General features: G+C 38.0%; 17 protein-coding genes. 12 read left to right on the top strand and 5 right to left on the bottom strand.

The genetic code is table 11. The annotated features are described in order from the left end of the window. Positions 1-2 precede the first annotated feature (2 nt). Genes FDK13_RS05675 through FDK13_RS05660 form a run of 4 tightly spaced genes read right to left on the bottom strand, consistent with a single transcriptional unit; the run spans position 3 to position 6390 of the window. The gene (locus FDK13_RS05675; protein WP_137339015.1) at positions 3-1115 is read right to left on the bottom strand and encodes an adenine nucleotide alpha hydrolase family protein; all 1113 of its coding nucleotides are present in this window, start codon (positions 1113-1115) and stop codon (positions 3-5) included. A gap of 1 nt (position 1116) precedes the next feature. Continuing rightward, positions 1117-4359, bottom strand: a complete 3243-nt coding sequence (locus FDK13_RS05670) for a P-loop NTPase family protein (RefSeq protein ID WP_137339014.1) — start codon at positions 4357-4359, stop codon at positions 1117-1119. Further along, positions 4346-5209: a DUF4007 family protein gene (locus FDK13_RS05665; RefSeq protein ID WP_137339013.1), complete on the bottom strand. Its 864-nt coding sequence runs from the start codon at positions 5207-5209 to the stop codon at positions 4346-4348. Before FDK13_RS05665 ends, FDK13_RS05670 begins: the two co-directional genes overlap by 14 nt. A gap of 32 nt (positions 5210-5241) precedes the next feature. Then, on the bottom strand, positions 5242-6390 hold the full coding sequence (locus FDK13_RS05660) for a cysteine desulfurase family protein (protein WP_137339012.1): 1149 nt from the start codon (positions 6388-6390) through the stop codon (positions 5242-5244). Positions 6391-7055: 665 nt separating this feature from the next. On the opposite strand from FDK13_RS05660, the gene FDK13_RS05655 reads away from it, so the two are divergent. From FDK13_RS05655 to FDK13_RS05610, 10 genes are all read left to right on the top strand, one after another. After that, a complete protein-coding gene (locus FDK13_RS05655; RefSeq protein WP_137339011.1) occupies positions 7056-7700 on the top strand; it encodes a recombinase family protein in 645 nt (214 codons plus the stop codon). Positions 7701-7823: 123 nt separating this feature from the next. Further along, the gene (locus FDK13_RS05650; protein ID WP_229215917.1) at positions 7824-9203 is read left to right on the top strand and encodes a radical SAM/SPASM domain-containing protein; all 1380 of its coding nucleotides are present in this window, start codon (positions 7824-7826) and stop codon (positions 9201-9203) included. 55 nt (positions 9204-9258) lie between these two features. Next, positions 9259-9768 carry a hypothetical protein gene (locus FDK13_RS05645; protein ID WP_229215916.1) on the top strand — a complete coding sequence of 170 codons (510 nt, stop codon included), beginning with the start codon at positions 9259-9261 and terminating at the stop codon, positions 9766-9768. Between the two features lie 78 nt (positions 9769-9846). Continuing rightward, positions 9847-10575 (top strand): DUF6088 family protein, encoded by a 729-nt coding sequence (locus tag FDK13_RS05640; protein WP_137339010.1) that lies wholly within the window; start codon positions 9847-9849, stop codon positions 10573-10575. After that, positions 10572-11558, top strand: coding sequence for a nucleotidyl transferase AbiEii/AbiGii toxin family protein (locus FDK13_RS05635; protein ID WP_137339009.1), 987 nt, complete (start codon positions 10572-10574; stop codon positions 11556-11558). The genes FDK13_RS05640 and FDK13_RS05635 overlap by 4 nt, the downstream gene beginning before the upstream one ends. Positions 11559-11717: 159 nt before the next feature. Then, on the top strand, positions 11718-12122 hold the full coding sequence (locus FDK13_RS05630) for a hypothetical protein (RefSeq protein WP_229215915.1): 405 nt from the start codon (positions 11718-11720) through the stop codon (positions 12120-12122). Between the two features lie 114 nt (positions 12123-12236). Further along, on the top strand, positions 12237-12497 hold the full coding sequence (locus FDK13_RS05625) for a hypothetical protein (RefSeq protein ID WP_137339007.1): 261 nt from the start codon (positions 12237-12239) through the stop codon (positions 12495-12497). A gap of 830 nt (positions 12498-13327) precedes the next feature. After that, complete coding sequence (locus FDK13_RS05620) at positions 13328-13795, top strand: hypothetical protein (protein ID WP_137339006.1); 468 nt, start codon at positions 13328-13330, stop codon at positions 13793-13795. Positions 13796-14593: 798 nt separating this feature from the next. After that, positions 14594-14932, top strand: a complete 339-nt coding sequence (locus tag FDK13_RS05615; RefSeq protein WP_170982715.1) for a hypothetical protein — start codon at positions 14594-14596, stop codon at positions 14930-14932. A gap of 425 nt (positions 14933-15357) precedes the next feature. Beyond that, on the top strand, positions 15358-16914 hold the full coding sequence (locus FDK13_RS05610) for a Fic family protein (RefSeq protein ID WP_137339004.1): 1557 nt from the start codon (positions 15358-15360) through the stop codon (positions 16912-16914). A gap of 102 nt (positions 16915-17016) precedes the next feature. Here the strand turns inward: FDK13_RS05610 and FDK13_RS05605 are convergent, their stop codons facing one another. Beyond that, the gene (locus FDK13_RS05605) at positions 17017-17397 is read right to left on the bottom strand and encodes a response regulator (RefSeq protein ID WP_137339003.1); all 381 of its coding nucleotides are present in this window, start codon (positions 17395-17397) and stop codon (positions 17017-17019) included. Positions 17398-18280: 883 nt separating this feature from the next. On the opposite strand from FDK13_RS05605, the gene FDK13_RS05600 reads away from it, so the two are divergent. Both FDK13_RS05600 and FDK13_RS05595 read left to right on the top strand, forming a co-directional pair. Beyond that, positions 18281-18709, top strand: a complete 429-nt coding sequence (locus FDK13_RS05600) for a hypothetical protein (protein WP_137339002.1) — start codon at positions 18281-18283, stop codon at positions 18707-18709. A 321-nt stretch (positions 18710-19030) separates the two neighbouring features. Further along, positions 19031-20239: a tyrosine-type recombinase/integrase gene (locus FDK13_RS05595; protein ID WP_137339001.1), complete on the top strand. Its 1209-nt coding sequence runs from the start codon at positions 19031-19033 to the stop codon at positions 20237-20239. Positions 20240-20413 lie beyond the last annotated feature (174 nt).

Below are 20413 nucleotides of genomic sequence, written 5' to 3'. Positions count from 1 at the left end.
TTTTATATGAAGCAGCTTGCACATCCTAAATCTTCAGAGGCGTCAGAAAAAATATCTATTAGCTTTGAACTTCTCCTGATTTTTTCCGTTCGGGTTTTACGTTTAATATACTCTAATTTTATCGCCTCAATTCGTTCCGGTTTAATAAGTTCACTAAGTGGCTCGTCCTGATTCCATGTGAAATCATCCTTTTCATACTCCATAGCTTGGGCAAACAAGTCGGGATGTTGTTCATATAACCATATCCACTCGATATTTTGTTGATAAAAACAAAAATAACAGCCTGATCTGGTTCGGGAGTAAGTGGCTACCTGGCCATTTACGGTAAACTCAATTTCATTATAATAAGCGGGAATTCCTACTCCTGACGTTTCCAGTAAATTATATATATCTTTTAAGACCAGTACTTCATTATTATCTATTAGAGGAAACTGCGTATCGAATCCAGCAGGATAATTGGTATGCTTTAGAAATTCATGAACGATAGTATTAAATTCTCTTGTATCAAGCTCGAGAAGCTGTAAAAGTTTATCTGAACGTGTATAAAGTTCGTTAACGTTTCGTGATAAGATTTCAATAAATCTATTTGTTTTTTCACCTGATAGCTTCTCATTTGCAATTGCTAAACATCTATAAATATTTTTGTTGTCAAGTACCAACCTAATAATATCTTCACTCCAAATATTTTGGCGAAATGGAAAAATTGACTGAATTGTGTCTTTTTTTGAAATATAACCCTCTCTGTTTTCGTCACCACGAATTCCTACGTAAGATATGACAGGGTCATTCCCTACGAATTTTTCAAAGATATCTAATTTAAGACTTTTTGTACACCAACGATTCAGAGGATTCGGCAGAAATCCATTTAAGCTTTTTAATTTATGGTCAAACGGATCTTCTGAACTATCAGGAAAAGCTTGTAACTTAATAATCTCTTTCCCTAGAAACAGTTCCAGGTTCTTGATTAATTGATACGTTTCCTTAAGTTCTTTGCCAGTATCCGCCGTGTAATACTCTACATCTAGTTCTGGATAATTATTTTTCATGTAAATAGCAAGGGCAGCACTATCTTTGCCGCCAGAAATGCCAAGAACATGTCTTACTTTTTGGCTCATGTTATCTCAATTGCTCGTTCAAAATTTTAGTCAAGATAAAAACATTTAAATTTTTATCCGTTGTTAAAAACTTGACTATTTTTTTTTCTATTGACGCCACTTCCTTTTCCTTAGACTTTGGAAAAGTTAGGGTCTGTTTTAAAGTTCCGCTTTCAAGACTAGTAATCTCAATTTTTAAAGAATTTTGCAAATTCTCAGATGATGGCTTATCTTGTAAATCTACATAATTATCTAACTCATGGATCCAATCCTTAAATCTTCTAAATAGTATTAACTCGTCTTCATCATTTATCTCGTCCAACTGTTTACCTAAAATTGCATGTGCTAGTGAACTAAGCCAAGTATTTTTTTCTTCTATCTTTGAGTGAATACGTTGAAGAAAAACTTTTAAATGTGGTGCGACTAAATAACCTTTGATATTTTTGAATCTTTGTTGAAAATTATTCTTCCACTCCTCGAATGGTAAAGTTTGATTTCCTATTATTTCCTCAAAAATGAAGGTTTCGTATCTTGTAAGGAGGTTAGGATAAGTGGTTCTTATCTCTGTTATTCCATGACTTAAATCTAAAAAGTAACGCTCTAATTTCTCTGCGTTTTGATCGAGATCCACCAAGCTGTAACCGAATGCTTGAGGAAAATCTTCGAAGAATGTTTTTTCAGGATCCGATGAATTTTGGATCGCCTTCCTCAAGCCAAGTGCTTCCTTAGATAACTTATTGGTATTTTTTGAATATGTAGGGAGATTTTGATAAAATGATAAAAAAGGTCTTATTGTTTCTATAAAACCAACATTTGTATGTTTTGATATTTCTTTTTGATTTAGTAATGCTCTGTATTTATTAAAGACTGATAAATTAATACCTGACGCGGAAAAGGACTTGATAGAATAATCTGACGGTTTTTTTATAATTAAATCTAGGATATTCGCATTGAGTTTTGGAATGAAAACATCATTATTAAAAAGTGAAAAGTCTGACTGGCGGACTAGTAAAGCAATAGGAAGGAAAAAGTCAACAAAGCCTTTTTTTACTTTTATGGGTCTCTCCAGTAACCGATCCGAAAGTTCCTGAAGTGAAAGTTTGGAATGCTTAGCATCAGTTAAGAATTTATTAAAACAATCCCAAATACCTGCTAGGCTCAGATCCGTAGGCTCCGTGAGCTGCCAAATGCCATCAACCTTTTGATGAAAGCCTTTCTCCTTGATTAATGAAAGGTATATAGTCTTTTCTGGTGGAAATAAATTAGGAGAAAATCCCAAATCATATTCATTTGAATTCTCCACAAGTCGATTTAACAATGATTTTCTTGCTGTGACAATTGATCCCCCAAGCTTTGTTTTATTTACCATCTCATTTAAAAAGACGGGTGTTCCTTGGTACGTGGTTATTGAGATATCGCTCAAAAAGTTATTTAAAGAACGACGATTGTGTATTGTATTAACTTTTATACCACGATGATAAAACGAAACTTCATTTTGATCGGCTGCGTAAAACTTATCTAGTACGTAATGTCGTAAAAGATTTTGCTGATGAAGAAGTATATGATCAAATTCAAAACGAGCTGTTTTGTCATCGCCATACTTCTGTCGTGCTTGCTTTATTTTTTCGATCTCGGTGACTTGTTCCCTAATTAATTGATTGTGTTTAAAATAAACATATATGATTGCGTCGTCAACATTTGCAGAGTATGTTCTAATTTGCTCTTCGGTGTGTGTTGAAGAAAACACTAAATTTATAAAACCATCTCTTTCTCCAGCAGGAGAAACAGCTATTGGACTGTCGCTTATTTTAATTTCAAAAAAGCGGGGAGTGCCGATTTCAACTTGATATCTTTTTGCGGGAATAATTGGAAATTTGAAGTACTCGTTTAAATATTGACTTATCTGACTTACATGTCCAACCAGCTCACCAGCGGCATTAATCGCATATTCTATATCTACGTCGGTTCCTTCAAAAAGAACATATCTGTTGCTATGCTCCCTGAATCGAATTATTTTATGCTGCTCCAAGAGCCTGAGAGTTTCCGCAGTATCTTTTTGATTTTGTACCAATCTTCCATAACCAATAAGAAAATCCTTATTAACTTTTGAAGAGGTTTTACCAAATAAGTTTAGCAGCCCTATTGTCTTTATTAATTGCGTTGCTTCTAATAATAACTGATCATCAAATAAACCCTCGGCCCTTTCAATGTTATCTCTCATTAATCGCCAAACACGGTAATCTGGATTGTCTTTTACCGTTATCTGATTGTAATAATGATATGTGATATAATTGTATACATGAGCTAGATTATACATCGGAGCATCCGGTGCTTCAATGTACTGATGTAGTCCTTTAAAGTCTTTTGATTCAATAAATGAAAATACAGACCTTTCATTTTGGCCATATCTTTGCAAAGCAATAACAAGGCTGCTACCAGCTAATATATCAAGTGGAGTGAGCTTTCTAGCAGTATCTAAATTGAAATAATCTTTTAAAGGAAATAACTTTGCAATATCTAGAACATGTAAAAGTTCAACAATTAAAGTGTTATCGACTGGATACCTTAGCTCCTGAAGCCTGTTTGCTACTAAAAGTAGTAATTGTTCGGTTGGTTCGTTAAAGGTTATCTCTTTAAAGCGACCTTTAACTTTCGCCCATTCATTACGCTGACGATCATTTAAATGGTAAGCATAAGCGGCGAAATCTTGATGTAACGTAGTGATAAGGATGATATTTCCCTGTGGATTATTTACCATTTCCGCTAATTGCTGAAGAAAGTAAAATTCCCCTTCGGGATTTGATTTGGCTGCGTGCTCAAGGAATTTCCCAAATTCATCAATACGTATTAATAAAGCGGTATTTTTGTTTTTTAAATCCTCTGCGTGAGCATGTAAGGCCGCTATTACATTTTCTTTTTCACATTTAAGTTCTCGAGCAAAAGAGTCTATAACAGATGAGAAGTCTCCTATAAAATCAATAATCTCATTCTTGCTATAGCTTTTCAATAAATAATTCCATCCTTCAAAATATGGTTTATTCTTATTAATTGCTTCTGCCAACGCCCATAAAAACGCAGACTTGCCAGATCCATATGCACCGACTATGGAGAAAGATCGAGTCCCAATTCCTGACATTGAGATTATTTGTTCAAATGCTCTTTGGCCGTTGTATGTCGGAATATAACGTATCTCCTTATCTTTATCTCTGATAATGTTGACAGATGGGGAGTAAGTATAGTCTTGTGTTGAGTCAGTTATTGTCATAATAGTTTTGTAAAATCTCCCACTTGTCCAATCCACTTTTCATCTGTAGGACAGGGTTACCAGCTGTTTCTGTGTAAATTCCATGAATCGATGCTAATTCTTTGAACTTTTCGCTTAACGAAATTTCGGTTAGCATAAATACACTTCCCGGTGCTGAGTGATCAATTGCTAATTGAGATAGACTTATACTCTGTCCGTAATTTTCGTTGTCTAAAATCGCAAATAAAATAGCCTCAATTGGCAGATCGAATTTAGGACTTACATTAAAACGGTACCATTCATTTTTCTGTCCTAGGCTATTAGTAATGGTAAATGTGGATAGAAGGTTCAGCTCTTGAAGTAAATTTGTGTAAGCTTCCTCAATATCATTTGGATTACTAGGGACATAATTGGATAGGAAAACTCTAATATCACTTTCCAAAGTATTATTACTAAAATTATCTCCATTTTCTGCAATTTTCCTTTCCAAAAAATTCAATAAATGTGTCTTTGTAAAGTCATTACGTTCACGTCGGAACTCGTTGAATGTCAGTGAATATATTGATGCCTTATTTTGTTTTATCAGTTGATAATGCAAAAGCCATAGTGTAAGAGAATCTTCCAAATATAGGTCAACACCATTCTCCCCAAAGAGAAATTCTGCCAATGGAGTAGGAACGTCCCTGTCATCAATCATGCCGAATGCCTTTAGCCAGAATTTTATTGAATTAACCATGTTCTTTCCAACACCAAGACTTATCACTGCATGTTCATCAGCAAAAGTGTTTCTATTGTTCAAATGATCTATACCCTTTTTAAGCCAGTGTTGCTTACAGGCAAATGTTTCATGTCCAGAGAAAGAAAATTTCATATAATTCAATGATATTTATTTACAACAGAGCATCAACCTGCTGTTATTCTTAATTGATTTGAAAGTCGTTTGAAAGTTGAGATGGTAATTTCTACTTCCTCAGAGGTAGTAAAACGCCCTAAGCTTAATCTAATAGATGAATCGGCTTGTTCTCTTGTTAAGCCCATTTTTAGTAAGACATGTGATGGTTCGATTGTACTGGAAGAACAAGCAGAACCGTTGGATACACATATTGTGTTAAGATTGATCAACAAATCTTCATTATTTATCTTGTCAAAACATATGTTGATAGTATTGTACAAACGTTGCGTTTTATTTCCGTTTAAAAATGTATTTTCAATTGATAGAAGTGCAGTTTCTAACTTTGCAGTAAGCAACCCAACTCTTTCACGATCACTCTCCATTGCTTGCTCTGATAATTTTGCTGCGGCACCCATTCCTATTATGCCAGGGACATTTAATGTACCACTTCTAAGACCACGTTCTTGCCCGCCTCCAAATATTATAGGCTTAATGTTTAATCCAGGATTAACGTATAAACACCCAATACCTTTTGGTCCATAAAACTTATGCGCAGAGAAAGCAAGAATATCAATTTCCTGAGCTACTACGTCCACAGGCAATCTTCCAACTGCTTGCGTGGCATCAGTCATAAATAAAGCACCGTTTTTATGAGAAAGTTCTGCAATTGCTTGCACTGGTTGAATAACGCCAGTTTCATTATTAGCTAGCATTACACAGATTAGAGCTGTTTGAGGTGTTATTCTTGCTTCTAATTCTTCTAAATTTATGAGTCCGTCGTGATCAACATCAAGGTAAGTAACATTGATGCCAGACAACTCCATTTCAGCACATGTTTCAAGGACCGCTGGATGCTCGGTAGAAACAGTAATAACATGATTCCTATTTTTGAGGGACTGCTTGAATAGAATTCCTCTCAACGCCAAATTTATTGATTCAGTAGCACCAGATGTGAATATTAAGTCCTCTGAATTGCAATTAACTAAATTTGCAACATTTGCTCGCGCCTTTTCAACCCCATTGTTTGAAATCCGCCCTAATTGGTGAGAGCTGGAAGCATTTGCTTGATTGTAAGTTAAATATGGCATCATTTTTTCTAGCACCCTGGGGTCTAATGGAGTGGTAGAGTTATTGTCTAGATAAATATAATTCTCCTTCATCTGCTTTACATCTTTTACAAATATAAAGATAAATAAGCGTTTGAAGGCTTAACAACTGGGAAACATAGAGTCGGTATTTTTGGAGATGTACTTAAATACGGGTTAAACTCCACCGGGTCAATGGATAAAGGTGTATACAGTAAATAATGAATTTCTTTTCCAACACCCGTTAAGGTAGTTATTTGCCCTGAGCACTGCTTCAGAATTTTTACGGCACAATATGATAAGTGAGTATATGCGGTTTCTTTTTAGCACTCCAAATTGTTTGTTCATGCCGATTGGAAGTGATAAATGATTTCCCTTCTATCCAACAATTGGGTAGCGTTTAGAAAATCTTTCTTTGTTGTCGAAAATAGTGCATGACTCAGATTACCTACATTTAATGAAATAATTAAGCTGCGTGAAGTACAGGTTGTACATCTTGTTCAATACCTGAATATTTTGAACTTCTTATGCTTTATTACCCATTTACACTACAAATTCAAATAAAATTTGTATTGGAGTAATCCATCGTTTACCCTTGAACAAAAATCCTCGTTTTTAGAGATTTCCTTCATTGCAACAGACTGTATTTCAACTCCTTTTTTTAGATCGGTAACCGGATTTTAAACAAAATCTGTTCAAATATAAACGATGGTTTAGCCTCGAACAGATACGGAGATGAAATGACTACCAAACAGGCAGTTGCGTATTACAGGGTTTCAACGCAAAGACAGGGTAGGAGCGGCCTTGGGCTTGATGCTCAGCAAACGGCAATCACAAATTATTGCAAACTCAATGATTATGATCTCGTACATGAAGAGGTTGAAGTTAAATCAACACGTAAGTACCGGATTGGTCTTTTTCAAGCACTTGAACTTTGTAAAAAAATGAAGGCTACACTGATCGTAGCAAGGTTAGATAGATTAGGTAGGGATGTCGAGGAAATCGCCGGAATTGTAAAATCAAACGTAGAGATTATTGTCGTCGATAATCCACATGCAAACAGGTTGACGATCCATATTCTGGCTGCTGTTGCCGAAGACGCCAGGCAAAATATCAGCAAAGCAACAAGGGAAGCCTTAAGTGCTGCAAAGAAGCGGGGAGTTATTCTGGGAAAGAATGGGAAAATACTCTCTTTGATTAATAAAAAAACTGCCGAAGAGTTTGCCCACAAACTGCTACCAATTATTACACGACTTAAAGATAGGGGAATAACATCAATGCGTGCCCTTTCCAAAGAACTCAATAAAAGGAGAATTCCGACTTTTCGAGGGGATAGCCACTGGCACCCCAGTACAGTTTTCACGCTCATACACCGATTGAAATAATATTATCAATTCTAATAATCTCATCAGCTATGATTTACGCGAATGAAAATGACATCCTATTTGATGACGTTCAACTATTGGAAAATGCATTAGGCAAGAATTCTTTAAAAGTATCGTCAGCAAATGCCAATTGCGATTGCACAAGTTATACCACAATTTTCGATGATGAAGACTTTGATACCGAAAAAGGCACCGCAATTATTGCTGCAAAAAATTGAGGGGACTTCTTTCGGATATGCTGTCAATTGTGCCGTCCCCCATTCATTTCGGGTGCTTAACAATGCTCAATACGGGATCTTAAAGGCCATTAACGAACAGGATGATCTTGCTGGACTTTCCGGCAAGCTTTCTATGCAACCTGATACGCTTGAAGCATTTCTGTCGATCATGGCTAAATCCGAAATCGTTCGGTTTGACGATTATTTTAAACTGCCTGAAACACCGGCCAGCGCCCAATCCCTGAACTTCTGGATACATACCACCGATGCATGTAATTTGGGGTGCAGCTATTGCTATATATCGACCTTGAATACCAGTAAGGGAATGTCAGACACCGTAAAGGCACAGTTGCTTTCAAAACTTGTAGAGACTGTTGAAAAAAGGAAGATAGGGACAGTTAAATTCCGTCTGGCAGGAGGTGAACCTTTAAGCCAGTTTAAAACTTGGAAAACATTCATCCCCGAGGCCATTGTTAGCTTAGGAAAGGTGGGTTGCAAACTGGATGTGGCTTTTATCACGAACCTTACCATCCTGAATGATGATATTCTGGAATTTTCCAAAGAATACAATATTACATATGGTGTTTCTATGGATGGGGTTGAGGGTGTGCATAATATGACACGCAAATTCCGCTCTGGTGCGGGTTCGTTTAGTGTGGTCGATACCAATCTCAGGAAATTGCTAGCACATAATATTCCGGTCTCCGTCAATACTGTCGTTAGCAATCAAAACTTGGATGGACTTCCTGATCTTACCAGATACTTGATTGCGTTGGATGTGCCGTTTCGGTATTCGATTGTTAAAGGCGAAAAAATTAATGCCGAGTTGCTTGAAAGCAATCTAGTTGAATCTTATTCCATCATGCAGGAAGCTATTGAAACGGGATGGCAGTTCTCTAAGCGGCACCAATTCTGTGATTTAAAGCCTAATGAATTAGGGTTTCAGACCTGCGCCTCCGGTTTTTCAGGTGGCGCGATCTATGTGGACGGGTCATTCAAATATTGTCATGTACAGTTCGGCGATAATTCCGCGTCTACAAATTCCATTTTTAACCTGGATTTGGATTTGGTTGATATGATTAAGCAGAGCGGAAACCATCAAGACGAGAAATCTGAGGATTGCAAGCAATGTAAATTCAGATTTGTTTGTACCAGCGGTTGCCCGGTTTATCGCGAGGACGGCAAAGACCCTCAATGCAGCCTTTATCACAAATTCATTCCCTTGTATTATCAGCTTCAAGGCCGGGAGCGCTTGAAATCATTGAAGGATTGTGGAATGATCTGACCAAAGGTGTAGAAATGCCCTTTTGGAAAATTTAATTCTTGCATAGTGGGTTCCTTTGATTGTCGTAATCTCATCCCTGATTTCTCTGTTTACGCTACTGGCAGCTTTTTATCAGCTCCGTTTGCAACGTATTCATAACGAGAGATCACTTCGGCCACTCGGGCAAATTATTTTCAGTGACCGTGAAGCAGAGATTTTTGTGCAAACCAGAAATAACGGTGTTGGGCCCATGATTATCGATAAGGTTACTTTTACCAAAGACGGCGTTTCTTCTACAAATATCGAAGACTGTTTAGATCTGGACCCCAGATCTTATATGCATGATATTGTCAGTGCTGAATCAGTGCAAAAGGTCATTCTTCCCGGTTCATTTATGGAGATATTCAAGACAATTTTTGACGGGCACACTGCTGAAAAAGAAAGGGATAATGTCATTGGGCAACTCGCTCCATTAGCATTGAAAGTGAATTACCGGGATATGTATGATAATAAATTCATCATCGAGAGAAGTTTTGAATGGTTTGCAAGGCACGGGTGTGAAAAGCGATCTTTACAGACTGTCTAAAAAAAATACTCACATAAAATGTCAAGTTTATTGATCTAAAAACTTGACAAATAGATAAAGTTGCGATATATTTACAGTATGAGCAGCTTATCAGACAAAATTACCCAGCAGATTAAGGGAATGCCAGAGGATATCAGTTTTGGGTATGCCCAACTGATTATTTCCGGGCAGCAATATCAATCTGCGGCCAAGATACTGGAGCGGCTGCAAAAAAAAGGAGTTATCCGGAAGCTTTCGAAAGGCATATTTTTCAAGCCCAAGATAACGCCGTTCGGGGAAAAGATACCGGGAGAGGAGCAGGTTCTTAAACCTTATCTTTATCAAGACGGCAAAAGAACGGCCTATATTACCGGAAACTATTTGTACAATCAGATGGGGCTGACTACCCAGGTTTCCGCAACGATCCAAATAGCGAGCAGAAACAGACGCATTTTTGTAAGCAGGGGAACCATCCAGGCCACAGCCGTAAAAAGCTATGTGGATGTTTCAGATGAAAACTATCAACTATTAGGTTTACTGGACGCTATGAAAGATCTGAAACAGATTCCGGATCTTGATATAAAGTCAGCCATTACAATGTTTAAAAAGCAAGTCGGGCAATTGGATGAAAAGCGACTTCTGGAGCTGATCGGATATGCCCTTAAATATCCACCCCGCGTCCGGGCCTTGCTAGGCGCTTTACTGACAGCAATGGGAAAAAGAATTGAAACCAAACCACTCAGTGATAGCCTTAATCCACTGACGACGTTTAAGCTGAATATTGATGAAACGCTCCTGCCGTCAGCGTTAGAATGGAACATCCAATGAAACTACACGAAAACACCGAACTGTTTCAGGATGCGGTAAGCATTACCGCTCAACAAATGAAGCTACCTGAAATATACGTGGAAAAGGATTACTGGGTAACACTGGCACTCCATCATATTTTTAAAGGAGCCTTGGCAGAGTATACGATATTTAAAGGCGGCACTGCCTTGTCAAAATGCTTTACCTATATCAACAGGTTTTCCGAAGATATCGACCTTGTCCTGATAAAAGAACCGGGTCTTTCACCTAATCAATTAAAAGAACGCCTGAAAAAGATCAGCCAGGCCGTGGATAAGTTTCTGCCGGAACTGGATGTTCCTGGCATTACCAACAAAAAAGGAATGATACGTAAAACGGCGCATTCCTATTCCAAGGTTTTTAAAGGAGATTTTGGACAGGTCCGAGATTTGATCATCGTGGAATCCAGTTGGCTGGGAGCCTCCGGGCCGGTCGTAAAGGGCAAGGTCAGTTCCTTTATTTACCAGATGATGCTTGCCCGGAAACTAGAACTCATCGCAGAAGAATATGGGCTTTTACCTTTCGATGTGTCCGTTCTGGCACCGGAGAGAACACTTTGCGAAAAAATCATGAGTCTTGTCCGTTTTTCCTACACAGAAGAGCCAATCAAAGATTTACGCAATAAAATTCGTCATGTTTACGACCTTCATCAATTGCTCAGGCAAGCTGATATTTCTGAATTTTTTGATTCCGCTGGTTTTGATCAAATGCTGCACAAGGTGGCACTCGATGACGAAGTGAGTTTTCGGAATAATAAAGCATGGCTATATTTTCATCCTTCCCAGGCATTGCTATTTCGGCAGCCTGATCAAATGTGGACTGAGCTGGAAGGTATCTATAATGGTTCTTTCAAAACCCTTGTTTTTGGTGAATTGCCAGACGCAGCAGATGTCAAACAAACATTGGAACGGATTGCGCAGAGATTGGCTCTTATTGACTGGAAGCTAAAACCGCAAGAAAGTTAAACCGATTTTAATCATTTAGTCTTCACCATTGATAATCAGTTTTGAATTCCTTGTCATCAAGAGGGAGAATTCGCTTTGGCACTCACAATATCATTGTTAGCCCTGTTAGGGATGTTCTATGAGCTTTATCTTCAACGTTCCCATAACGAAAAATCAGTCATGCCACTGGCACAGATTGTTCTGGGCGATATTGAAGGACATATTTTTGTGTATGTCAGAAATAATGGAGTAGGGCCTTTAATTATCGACAGGTTGACGTTTACCAAGGACGGTAAACACTTTTCAAATATTGAGGATTGCCTGAATGTGGCTCCTCAGTCGTATATGCATGATGTTTCAACTGTTGAAACAGGAAAAAAGGTTATTCTTCCAAACTCCTTTCTTGCGGTATTTGAAACAAAATTTGAACAGCAGGAAGGTGAGGAGGAAAGAAACCTGGTAAGGCAGCAACTTACCACCTTGGCACTTAAAGTTTACGGTCATGATGTCTACGACAACAAAATCAAGGTTGAAAGAGATTTTCAATGGTTTGGAAGGCACATCAATGAAAAAGTCATAGGATAATTATACCGGAAAACTGAATAGAAGAGAATTTTCATCTACTCTAAAATTAATCTTGACAATGTTGTACGAAAATTTACGCTCAACTAAGGAAACCATCAGCTCTTGAGGAAATTGATGAACCAGTCTATTTTTACTGAAATTCCGGAAGGTTTTGTAATACAATTATTCGGCCCGGTTGAAAATTCCTGGTGCTGTGAATTATTCAATCAAGATCATACGATTGAAATTCAAAAATATGGCGACAGTGCTGAAATGGCGGTACAGGCCTGTTTGACCAGGCTTCAAAAAGTTAGGCACCCGGTCACAAGAAGCAGAATAGCGCATTTGCCGACCAATCTTTCGGCAAGTCGGTTAAGGAAGATTCAAATCGGTTAAGAGAATAGTAATTAGACGGATTAATGAATGATAACTGTCATTTATATAGACGTATATTTTTAGTTGAAAATTTAAACTAGTCCGTTCCGGTTATTTCGGAGTCGCCGGGGCGATAAATTATTGAGATATAAATATGTGACGAATCTGAAAGTGTAATTTACTTGGGTCAATGTAAACGATAGCCCATAAATATTTTTGTAACCTCCATTGAAATATGTTCAACCATGCGATTTTAAAAACAAATCCTCGGCTAATTTCCGAGGATTGTAAGGACAACTATACACACACTATACTATCGTTGACGACAAGGATCTTTGATTAAGATATTTTTTGCCCGATGTGTTCATCATTATTCAGAAAGCTTTAAGTCATATTAAAAATAGAGAAGAAAATGATCTTAAATCTTGTTTTTCCAAAGTCATTGATAATTATATTTTATTATTCTCTCAGCACAAAAAGTCATTAGACTGAAAGCATCTCTGCGTTATTTTTTGCTAAAATGATTGCATTTTGGTATAGGCAGAAAGAAGAAAGAGCACTGGAAAATCCAATGCCCTTTACTAAATATTTCTCACATCAGATTGAGAATCTGATGTGAGAAATATAGGGCTATTAATTTACAAAACGAACGAAGGACTAGGAACATGTTCAATAAGGAGCAAAAGCCCGGCAATCAAGAATTGGAAGAAATATTTTGACGCGTTGAGGTTAACTCAATGGTACACTGTGGAATCACGTTCTTATTTTTTTTAAAATGTGATTGAATATAAAATTATTAATTATTATTTTGTAACCGTGTGGTCGCTATTGCCAATTAAAACTCAGTCCCAATGGCTAGAAAAATTCAACCGCTGATTGATTATATTTTATCCAGAAAATCGGAAATAATTTATAACGACAATGATACCATAGCCGGATTTGTCAGACGTAACATTATGCTGTTTGATGAATTTAGCCCGGAGTTGCGGGAAAGCACACGTCATTCAGTGGCCAGAGAAGTGCTTTTCGCATTAAGACAACAAGCAAATCGGTTAAAAGGAAATAATTTGAAGCCTAGAAGTGCGCCTAAGCAAACAGGCAAAGAATACCAGTTCTCTGTTATTTATTTAAACAATAACGGGAAAAATGAGCTGCATATACAACCAATTGACGAGCATAATATTTGCACTTTCGTGATCAAAATATCAAATATGAATTTGCAGGCATTACAAATGTTTTTGCAGCATGATTTCGATCAAAAATCAGGGCAGGTTCAATTTAAATTTAAAAACATTTTGAGAGACGGGGATAGTAAATAGTGTAGCAATAATTTACTTTTGAAAGCCTGTTTTCCAAATTTTTTGAGTGTCCTGTCATCTATGGCTTGTGTGAAAGTTTCGCCAATTCCCGTTCCCGTATTGCGTATTGTTTAATATCCTTCGTGGTATCAAAACCGTGAAGTGATAATAACTCGGGTTCTGCAAGGTCTAAAAATTCTTTAGCGTATTCGGTGGACCCGTCATATCCAGATTTTTCACAGTCTTCTACGCATTGCAGCCATTTTATAGCAAGATATGTTTTACGGTCATAATCCATTGTGCACCAACTGTGGCGTTAACGTTGAGATATCAGTTTGTATTTCTACTTTTTAATTCTCTATTGATATTAGTTACTGTGTTAAAATTTACAATCAAAATGGGCGAAAGTGCTAATGGAATAATAAGCAAATACGGGAATCCATTATTAATTGTTAAAAGGATAGCGTAGACAATTAGTACGATTAGCATTCCAGTCAAAATACCTGTTACAAGGGATATGGTCTTTTTTTTGATTAAATCTTCTGTGGTTATTTCTTTAAAACTTTCACTTCTCATTTTTATATCTATTTTGAATGTTTACAGGTTTACGCTGAACTTTAAATATGCGAATTTTTTAGTAACTGTTCGTATTGAGGACACACTTTTTACAACTCAAAAAATCGCAGTGAAATAGGCTTCTAGGCTTCGTAACGTTGATAGCTTATATGAGGTAAGTGTTTATTTATTGTGGCAATAGGTTACATAAGTTAAGAACTTATTGTAAATTTGACGATAGAAACCCTCAACGATAAACTTCTTGTGAATAAGTCTAATATTTTCGTCTATATCGAGCTGTCTAAACTCGTCTCAAGTCTCACCGCCAACGTCCTGCTGTCAAAAGAAATCTTAAAATCACAGGCAGGGTATTTCAATATCATTACCGGGAAATATTTTTCGGATGCTTTGTGTCCCGAATGGGAAAGCATAGCATCGGAACTGAAAGAGAAAGGCCCACAGAAAGATCAGGAAGGAAAAATAAAAACCAATGCGTTTATAAACACCATTGATCAGATGTCCCAACAAGAGTGTATTGATATGGTCTTTCGCATAACGGCTCTCTACGAGAAGGTAAAGTTAGAACTGGAATTTCCTGACTAAATCGAAATAATTACCAATTGAGTTTGTGGAAGTAGTTTCAAATATTCCTGGCAAAGATCAGGAATATTTTGTGTCTGGACGGTATAAGACACATATTCCAGACACCATAATTTCTGGTGCAGCCATCGATTAAACAATTTTCTTCGCGTGATAGGGTTTGATGAGCTGCTTTGCCATCAATTGAGACACTGTATTCTTTCCAAGCTTTAATGCTGTTTTTGCTGGAATTATTGGATAAGACTTTAGAGCAAAACAGTCCTAAAAATTACGCAGGTAACTTTTTATTCAGGGGAAGAGCTAGTTTTTAACATGCATTATTAATATATTGACATGATATACTAATTATGGTACATCTATATATACGAATTAAGGCACGGCTTAATAAACTAATTTAAATACGGCATTAAAAACGAATAGCGATTACAATGGCAACTCCATCCGAAAAACTGGCGCAATCACTTGAAGTGCTTCATAAGCTTCAAAGCAATGATGGGGTGATTGCCATACAAACAAAAGAATTAACGCGTACACACCGGGAAAGGTTAGTCAGTAACGGTTTTTTAACTGAGGTAATCAAAGGGTGGTACATTCCCTGCCGGCCAGATGAAATTCAGGGAGACAGTACAAGCTGGTATACCTCATTTTGGCATTTTTGTGCAGCCTACTTAAATAGTCGGTTTGGAAAGAACTGGATACTTTCACCGGAGCAATCCATCGCTATTCACAGTGGTAACTGGACAGTGCCAAGGCAGCTTCTTGTACGATCTCCCAAAGCGAATAACAACATTATAAACCTGCCATTCGACACCTCACTTTTCGATATCCGGGTTACGCTTCCAGTGGATAGTGATATAGAGCACGTTGATGGTATCCGCGTTTATACATTGGCGTCTGCACTGGTATTAAGCTCACCGACATTTTTTTCGCAAAGCCCTATGGATGCAAGGGCTGCGCTTTCCATGATACGTGACGGCTCTGAGATTTTAAGCCGGTTACTGGATGGAGGGCATAGCACAGTTGCAGGAAGGCTGGTGGGGGCTTTCCGAAATATTGGCAGAGAACGCATTGCTGACGACATCTTAAAAACGATGCTCAAAGCGGGATATGATGTACGGGAAAACGATCCATTTACAACCAAGCTTCCATCGGTGTTAAACTCTCGGGAGGTTTCACCCTACGCAAATCGTATCAAACTTATGTGGCAGCATATGCGGGGAACCGTCATTGAAAATTTTCCGTCAGCACCCGGCTTGGCTATTGACAGCACTGCTTACATGAAACGCGTTGAAGATGTATTTGTCACTGATGCTTACCACTCGTTATCTATTGAAGGGTACCGGGTCACACCGGAATTAATAGAGCGGGTTAGGAAAGGGGAGTGGAATCCGGAAGAAAATGCCTCGGATAATGAGCAAAAAAATGCGCTTGCGGCACGTGGTTATTGGCAGGCCTTCCAAGCGGTCAAAGAGAGTATTGCACAGGTTTTGAGTGGTGAAAATGCCGGGATTATCGCTTATGATGATCACGGTACGTGGTACAGAGAACTGTTTGGACCAAGTGTTACCACGGGGATACTGAATGCAAGCGATTTAGCAGGATATAGAAATCATCCAGTCTATATTCGCCGCTCCAAACATGTCCCGCTGAACAAAGATGCTGTAAGAGACACAATGCCCGTTCTTTTTGACTTATTGCGGGACGAGCCGGAAGCTGCGGTTCGGGTTGTTTTAGGCCATTTTATCTTTGTTTATATCCATCCCTACAATGATGGGAATGGTCGAATTGGAAGGTTCCTAATGAACGTCATGCTGGCCTCCGGTGGGTATCCATGGACTGTTATTCCGTTGGAAGAACGTAGCGACTATATGCAAGCCTTAGAAAAGGCAAGCGTCGATCAGGATATTACAGACTTTGCCCGTTTCATTGGAAAGCAGGTAGAAAAAAGACTTCGAGGAAATGAATTGCCTAAAATCCCGAATTAAACGCTAGCTTTTTTTGATATCTGTGCAAGAAATACTTAAAATCAAAAGTCGGATTTAAATTACCCGGTATTGATTTTAAGTATTTCCATGGTGGATTATCATTCACCAATTTGTTCCAGAATTTGTATTAAAGGCTGGGTAATGTCTGCTTCCTTTGTTTAAAAAAAAGTCAGCTCCGCCAGCTAAAATTCTCTGCATGGAATCGGCATCATTTTTACTTGAAAAGGCAATTATTTTCAGGGAAGGCCAATCTCTTTTTAATATTTGTGCCGTTTCGAAGCCGTCCATTACAGGCATTTCAATGTCAAGAATGATCACAGAAGGCAGCTTAACCGCTTGGCGCATTTTATCAATGCAGACCTGACCATTTTCAGCCTCAAAAATGATACAAACGTCAAGTCGTGTAAGAAGGAATGAGGTAAAGGCGCGTACGACCGGGCTGTCATCCACTATTGCAATGGAAAGGTTGGGGAATAGTTTCATGATAAACGTTGAGTGTTAGGGTTTTACTGAAAGATGAATATACTGTTATTTATTTGAATCTATATACGTTTTGAGTGTAAATAATCCTTTATCAGCTTGCCGTGCTACGCAGCGTTTAGGATAAAGAGTATTGATCTGACGAGAAAAACTGAGAGCTTAATTGCACAAGCATGTTTTAGAAAATACTGATGAAATAGGTATTTTTACATTTCAATGCAATTACAGAATTTTACTCTCCTATTTAAATGAAAACTGATACTCAACATCTTGCAAGATTCAATGATTTGCTTCTGTTATACAAAGCAGAAATAGAGCTGTCTACAATGAGACCTCTGGCTAAGAAAACATATTCAATCCATGCTCAAAACTTTGTTCGGTGGATAGCGGGTGATTTCGTACCGGGTGGCAAACTTAGAATGAAACAAATGGAGGGGGTAGATAGTACAGATTAGATATTTGTGTTCATTACCATCCTGTAATGGCTCATTCAAAACTTTAGTTTTTGGAGAATTGTCAGATTCAAAACTTGTTAACAAACCCTTGAACGGATTGCTAAGAGATTGGCTCTTATTGACTGGAAGCTGAAACCGCAAGAGGGTTAATTCAGTTTTAACCATCAAATCTCACCACTGATAATCTGTTTTTCGAAATCATTGTCACCAAGAGGTGAATTCACTTGGCAATCGCAATATTATCCCTGTTATTGCATCTGTCATTAAAATCCGACCTTTGTTTGTCAGTTGACTGATGATGTCAGCATAGCTCAACGGTTATAATACGCTTATCCCTCATTTTCTTTCATAAAATGCTCCCCGAAGGAATAAAATAGACGCGCGCATCAATTTTATTCCTTCGGGGAGCTATCATAACCTTATGAGCTTTCATGCTTCCATCATCAAAAACAAACAAAGGAGATTTGAAGATGACTACTAAAAAATTCCATTTAAATTGTGATGCACCTTCCCACAAGATCTTACTGAAGTGGATTCCCAATCTAAATCAATCACCGGTTTTCGATAAGATTGGTGCCGCTTGGGATTATGGCCAAGGCAAACTTATGCATTTAAGATTTATTGTACTTTCAACTACGGTCTATGCAATTGCCGAAGAAATTCAGTCGGAAACTGTGCTGAAATCAACCGGTTTGCTTAAAACTCTGATGGCTGAAGAACCAAACAATATGCCCTCACATGTTATCAAAATCGGCAATGTTATAGTCGGTGCCGTTTGGAAGCAAAAATTTAATTCGAGTTTCAATACCAAAATTTTTGTTATGGGGCATATTATTCAGCTCATCATACAGAAAGTTTGAACAGACCCGTTATGCACCTAACGCCTTCCGTAATGAGTGAAATGCGCCTTAAGTGTAACCCAGGCGTAACCCCGAATAGAAAAGGCCATAGCCTGTCTTAATTAAGTTATTGAAAATATGGTGGGCCCGGACAGATTTGAACTGTCGACCAGACCGTTATGAGCGTTCTCAATGCAATTTTATTGCAACTTACCGTCGATTAATATTATATTTATTTTCATCACTTTACTAGAGTTTTCTCTAATGTTATGTTTGCTTGAATTGAACCCAAATTACTCCCAAATGTAACCCCGGTGTAACCCAGACCAAGAGAGGCTGTCATTGAGCAAGAAGATTAATTTTACAAAATCTGTAATAGAGAATGCCACTTCACCTAAAAATACGCGACTTGTATTGCATGATACAAAGATAGTCGGACTGCAATGCCGAGTTGGGTCAACAGGTGTCAAAACTTTTTGTGTGTTCAAAAGGATAAGGGGAGGCGCTCCAGAGAGGATAACGCTAGGAAGATTCCCGGATCTAACCATTGAAAATGCGCGCAGAATGGCTTTGATCATTAGCTCCGAGATTGCTTCTGGTGCAAATCCCGCCCAAGTAAAGCGAGCTCATAAAGCCGAAATGACTTTCAAGGAGCTTTTTGAAGATTACCTAGAGAAGCATGCAAAATTTAAAAGTCGTACTTGGGAAAAGGATCTAGGCAGGTTCAAATACTATTTGGAAAAGCCGTTAGGGAAAAAGCGTCACTCACAGATTACTAAGTCTGATATAGCTGCGATCCACAATGGTATTAGTAGAGAGCCTGTAAGAGGGAAAAAGTGCATCGATGGTAAGCCCAAATTGAAAAGTGGGTCAACTGCAAACAGAATCTTAGACTTAATATCTGCAGTTTTTGGTTGGGGGATTCAGTCAGATTTATGTCAGCATAATCCTGCAAAAGGTATCAAAAGAAACCCGACGCGTAGTCGTGAACGTTTTTTGCAAAAAGATGAATTACCCGCGTTTTTCAAGTCTCTCGGTGAAGAAACAAATCTCTCGGTTCGTGACTACGTTTTAATATCTTTATTGACAGGCGCGCGACAGGCTAATGTATTGGCGATGAGATGGGATGAAATTTCTTTTGAGCGGAAAGAATGGCGTATCCCTCGAACAAAGAATGGAGACCCACAAACTGTCGTATTGGTAGATGAAGTTATCAAAATACTCAAGGCTAGAAAAGGCCATGCGTCTCGATATGTGTTTCCAAGTAAAAGTAAATCCGGTCATTTGTCTGACGCTAAAAAAGGATGGGCTAGAATAATAAAACGTGCACATATCGTTGATTTAAGAATGCATGATCTAAGAAGAACCCTAGGAAGTTGGCAAGCTAGAACGGGAGCATCACTTATAATAATTGGAAAATCTCTTAATCATAAGTCGCTAACGGCCACTCAAGTCTACGCTCGATTGGATAGTGATCCTGTAAGGGAGTCTGTTCAAAAAGCGACTAGTGCTATTCTTGAGGCCGCGCAACTGGATTTGTTCAATGAGTAATTTGTAAGGATTCTGTTGCAACTAATTAGCCTGAACTTGCTGAAAATGAGTAGCCGACTGTAATTTGATTCACGACAGCCATTCTGATTTTTGTTGAACTGTCTAATTTCGACTTTTAACAACATTAATTAATTCAGTAGCTGTATAGCCTGAAATATCATAGCGTTACAGAAT

It is taken from the genome of Dyadobacter frigoris, from assembly GCF_005280585.1.
Lineage (GTDB): Bacteria > Bacteroidota > Bacteroidia > Cytophagales > Spirosomataceae > Dyadobacter > Dyadobacter frigoris.
This window is presented reverse-complemented; position numbering and strand designations above follow the sequence as displayed.

Excerpts from the sequence above, each read along its gene's own strand:
- FDK13_RS05640 (WP_137339010.1), top strand. The coding sequence starts at position 9,847 with ATGAGCAGCTTATCAGACAAAATTACCCAGCAGATTAAGGGAATGCCA.
- FDK13_RS05605 (WP_137339003.1), bottom strand. The coding sequence starts at position 17,397 with ATGAAACTATTCCCCAACCTTTCCATTGCAATAGTGGATGACAGCCCG.
- FDK13_RS05600 (WP_137339002.1), top strand. The coding sequence starts at position 18,281 with ATGCTTCCATCATCAAAAACAAACAAAGGAGATTTGAAGATGACTACT.
- FDK13_RS05660 (WP_137339012.1), bottom strand. The coding sequence starts at position 6,390 with ATGAAGGAGAATTATATTTATCTAGACAATAACTCTACCACTCCATTA.
- FDK13_RS05630 (WP_229215915.1), top strand. The coding sequence starts at position 11,718 with ATGCCACTGGCACAGATTGTTCTGGGCGATATTGAAGGACATATTTTT.
- FDK13_RS05610 (WP_137339004.1), top strand. The coding sequence starts at position 15,358 with ATGGCAACTCCATCCGAAAAACTGGCGCAATCACTTGAAGTGCTTCAT.
- FDK13_RS05665 (WP_137339013.1), bottom strand. The coding sequence starts at position 5,209 with ATGAAATTTTCTTTCTCTGGACATGAAACATTTGCCTGTAAGCAACAC.
- FDK13_RS05675 (WP_137339015.1), bottom strand. The coding sequence starts at position 1,115 with ATGAGCCAAAAAGTAAGACATGTTCTTGGCATTTCTGGCGGCAAAGAT.
- FDK13_RS05650 (WP_229215917.1), top strand. The coding sequence starts at position 7,824 with ATGCCAATTGCGATTGCACAAGTTATACCACAATTTTCGATGATGAAG.
- FDK13_RS05655 (WP_137339011.1), top strand. The coding sequence starts at position 7,056 with ATGACTACCAAACAGGCAGTTGCGTATTACAGGGTTTCAACGCAAAGA.
- FDK13_RS05670 (WP_137339014.1), bottom strand. The coding sequence starts at position 4,359 with ATGACAATAACTGACTCAACACAAGACTATACTTACTCCCCATCTGTC.
- FDK13_RS05635 (WP_137339009.1), top strand. The coding sequence starts at position 10,572 with ATGAAACTACACGAAAACACCGAACTGTTTCAGGATGCGGTAAGCATT.
- FDK13_RS05625 (WP_137339007.1), top strand. The coding sequence starts at position 12,237 with ATGAACCAGTCTATTTTTACTGAAATTCCGGAAGGTTTTGTAATACAA.
- FDK13_RS05620 (WP_137339006.1), top strand. The coding sequence starts at position 13,328 with ATGGCTAGAAAAATTCAACCGCTGATTGATTATATTTTATCCAGAAAA.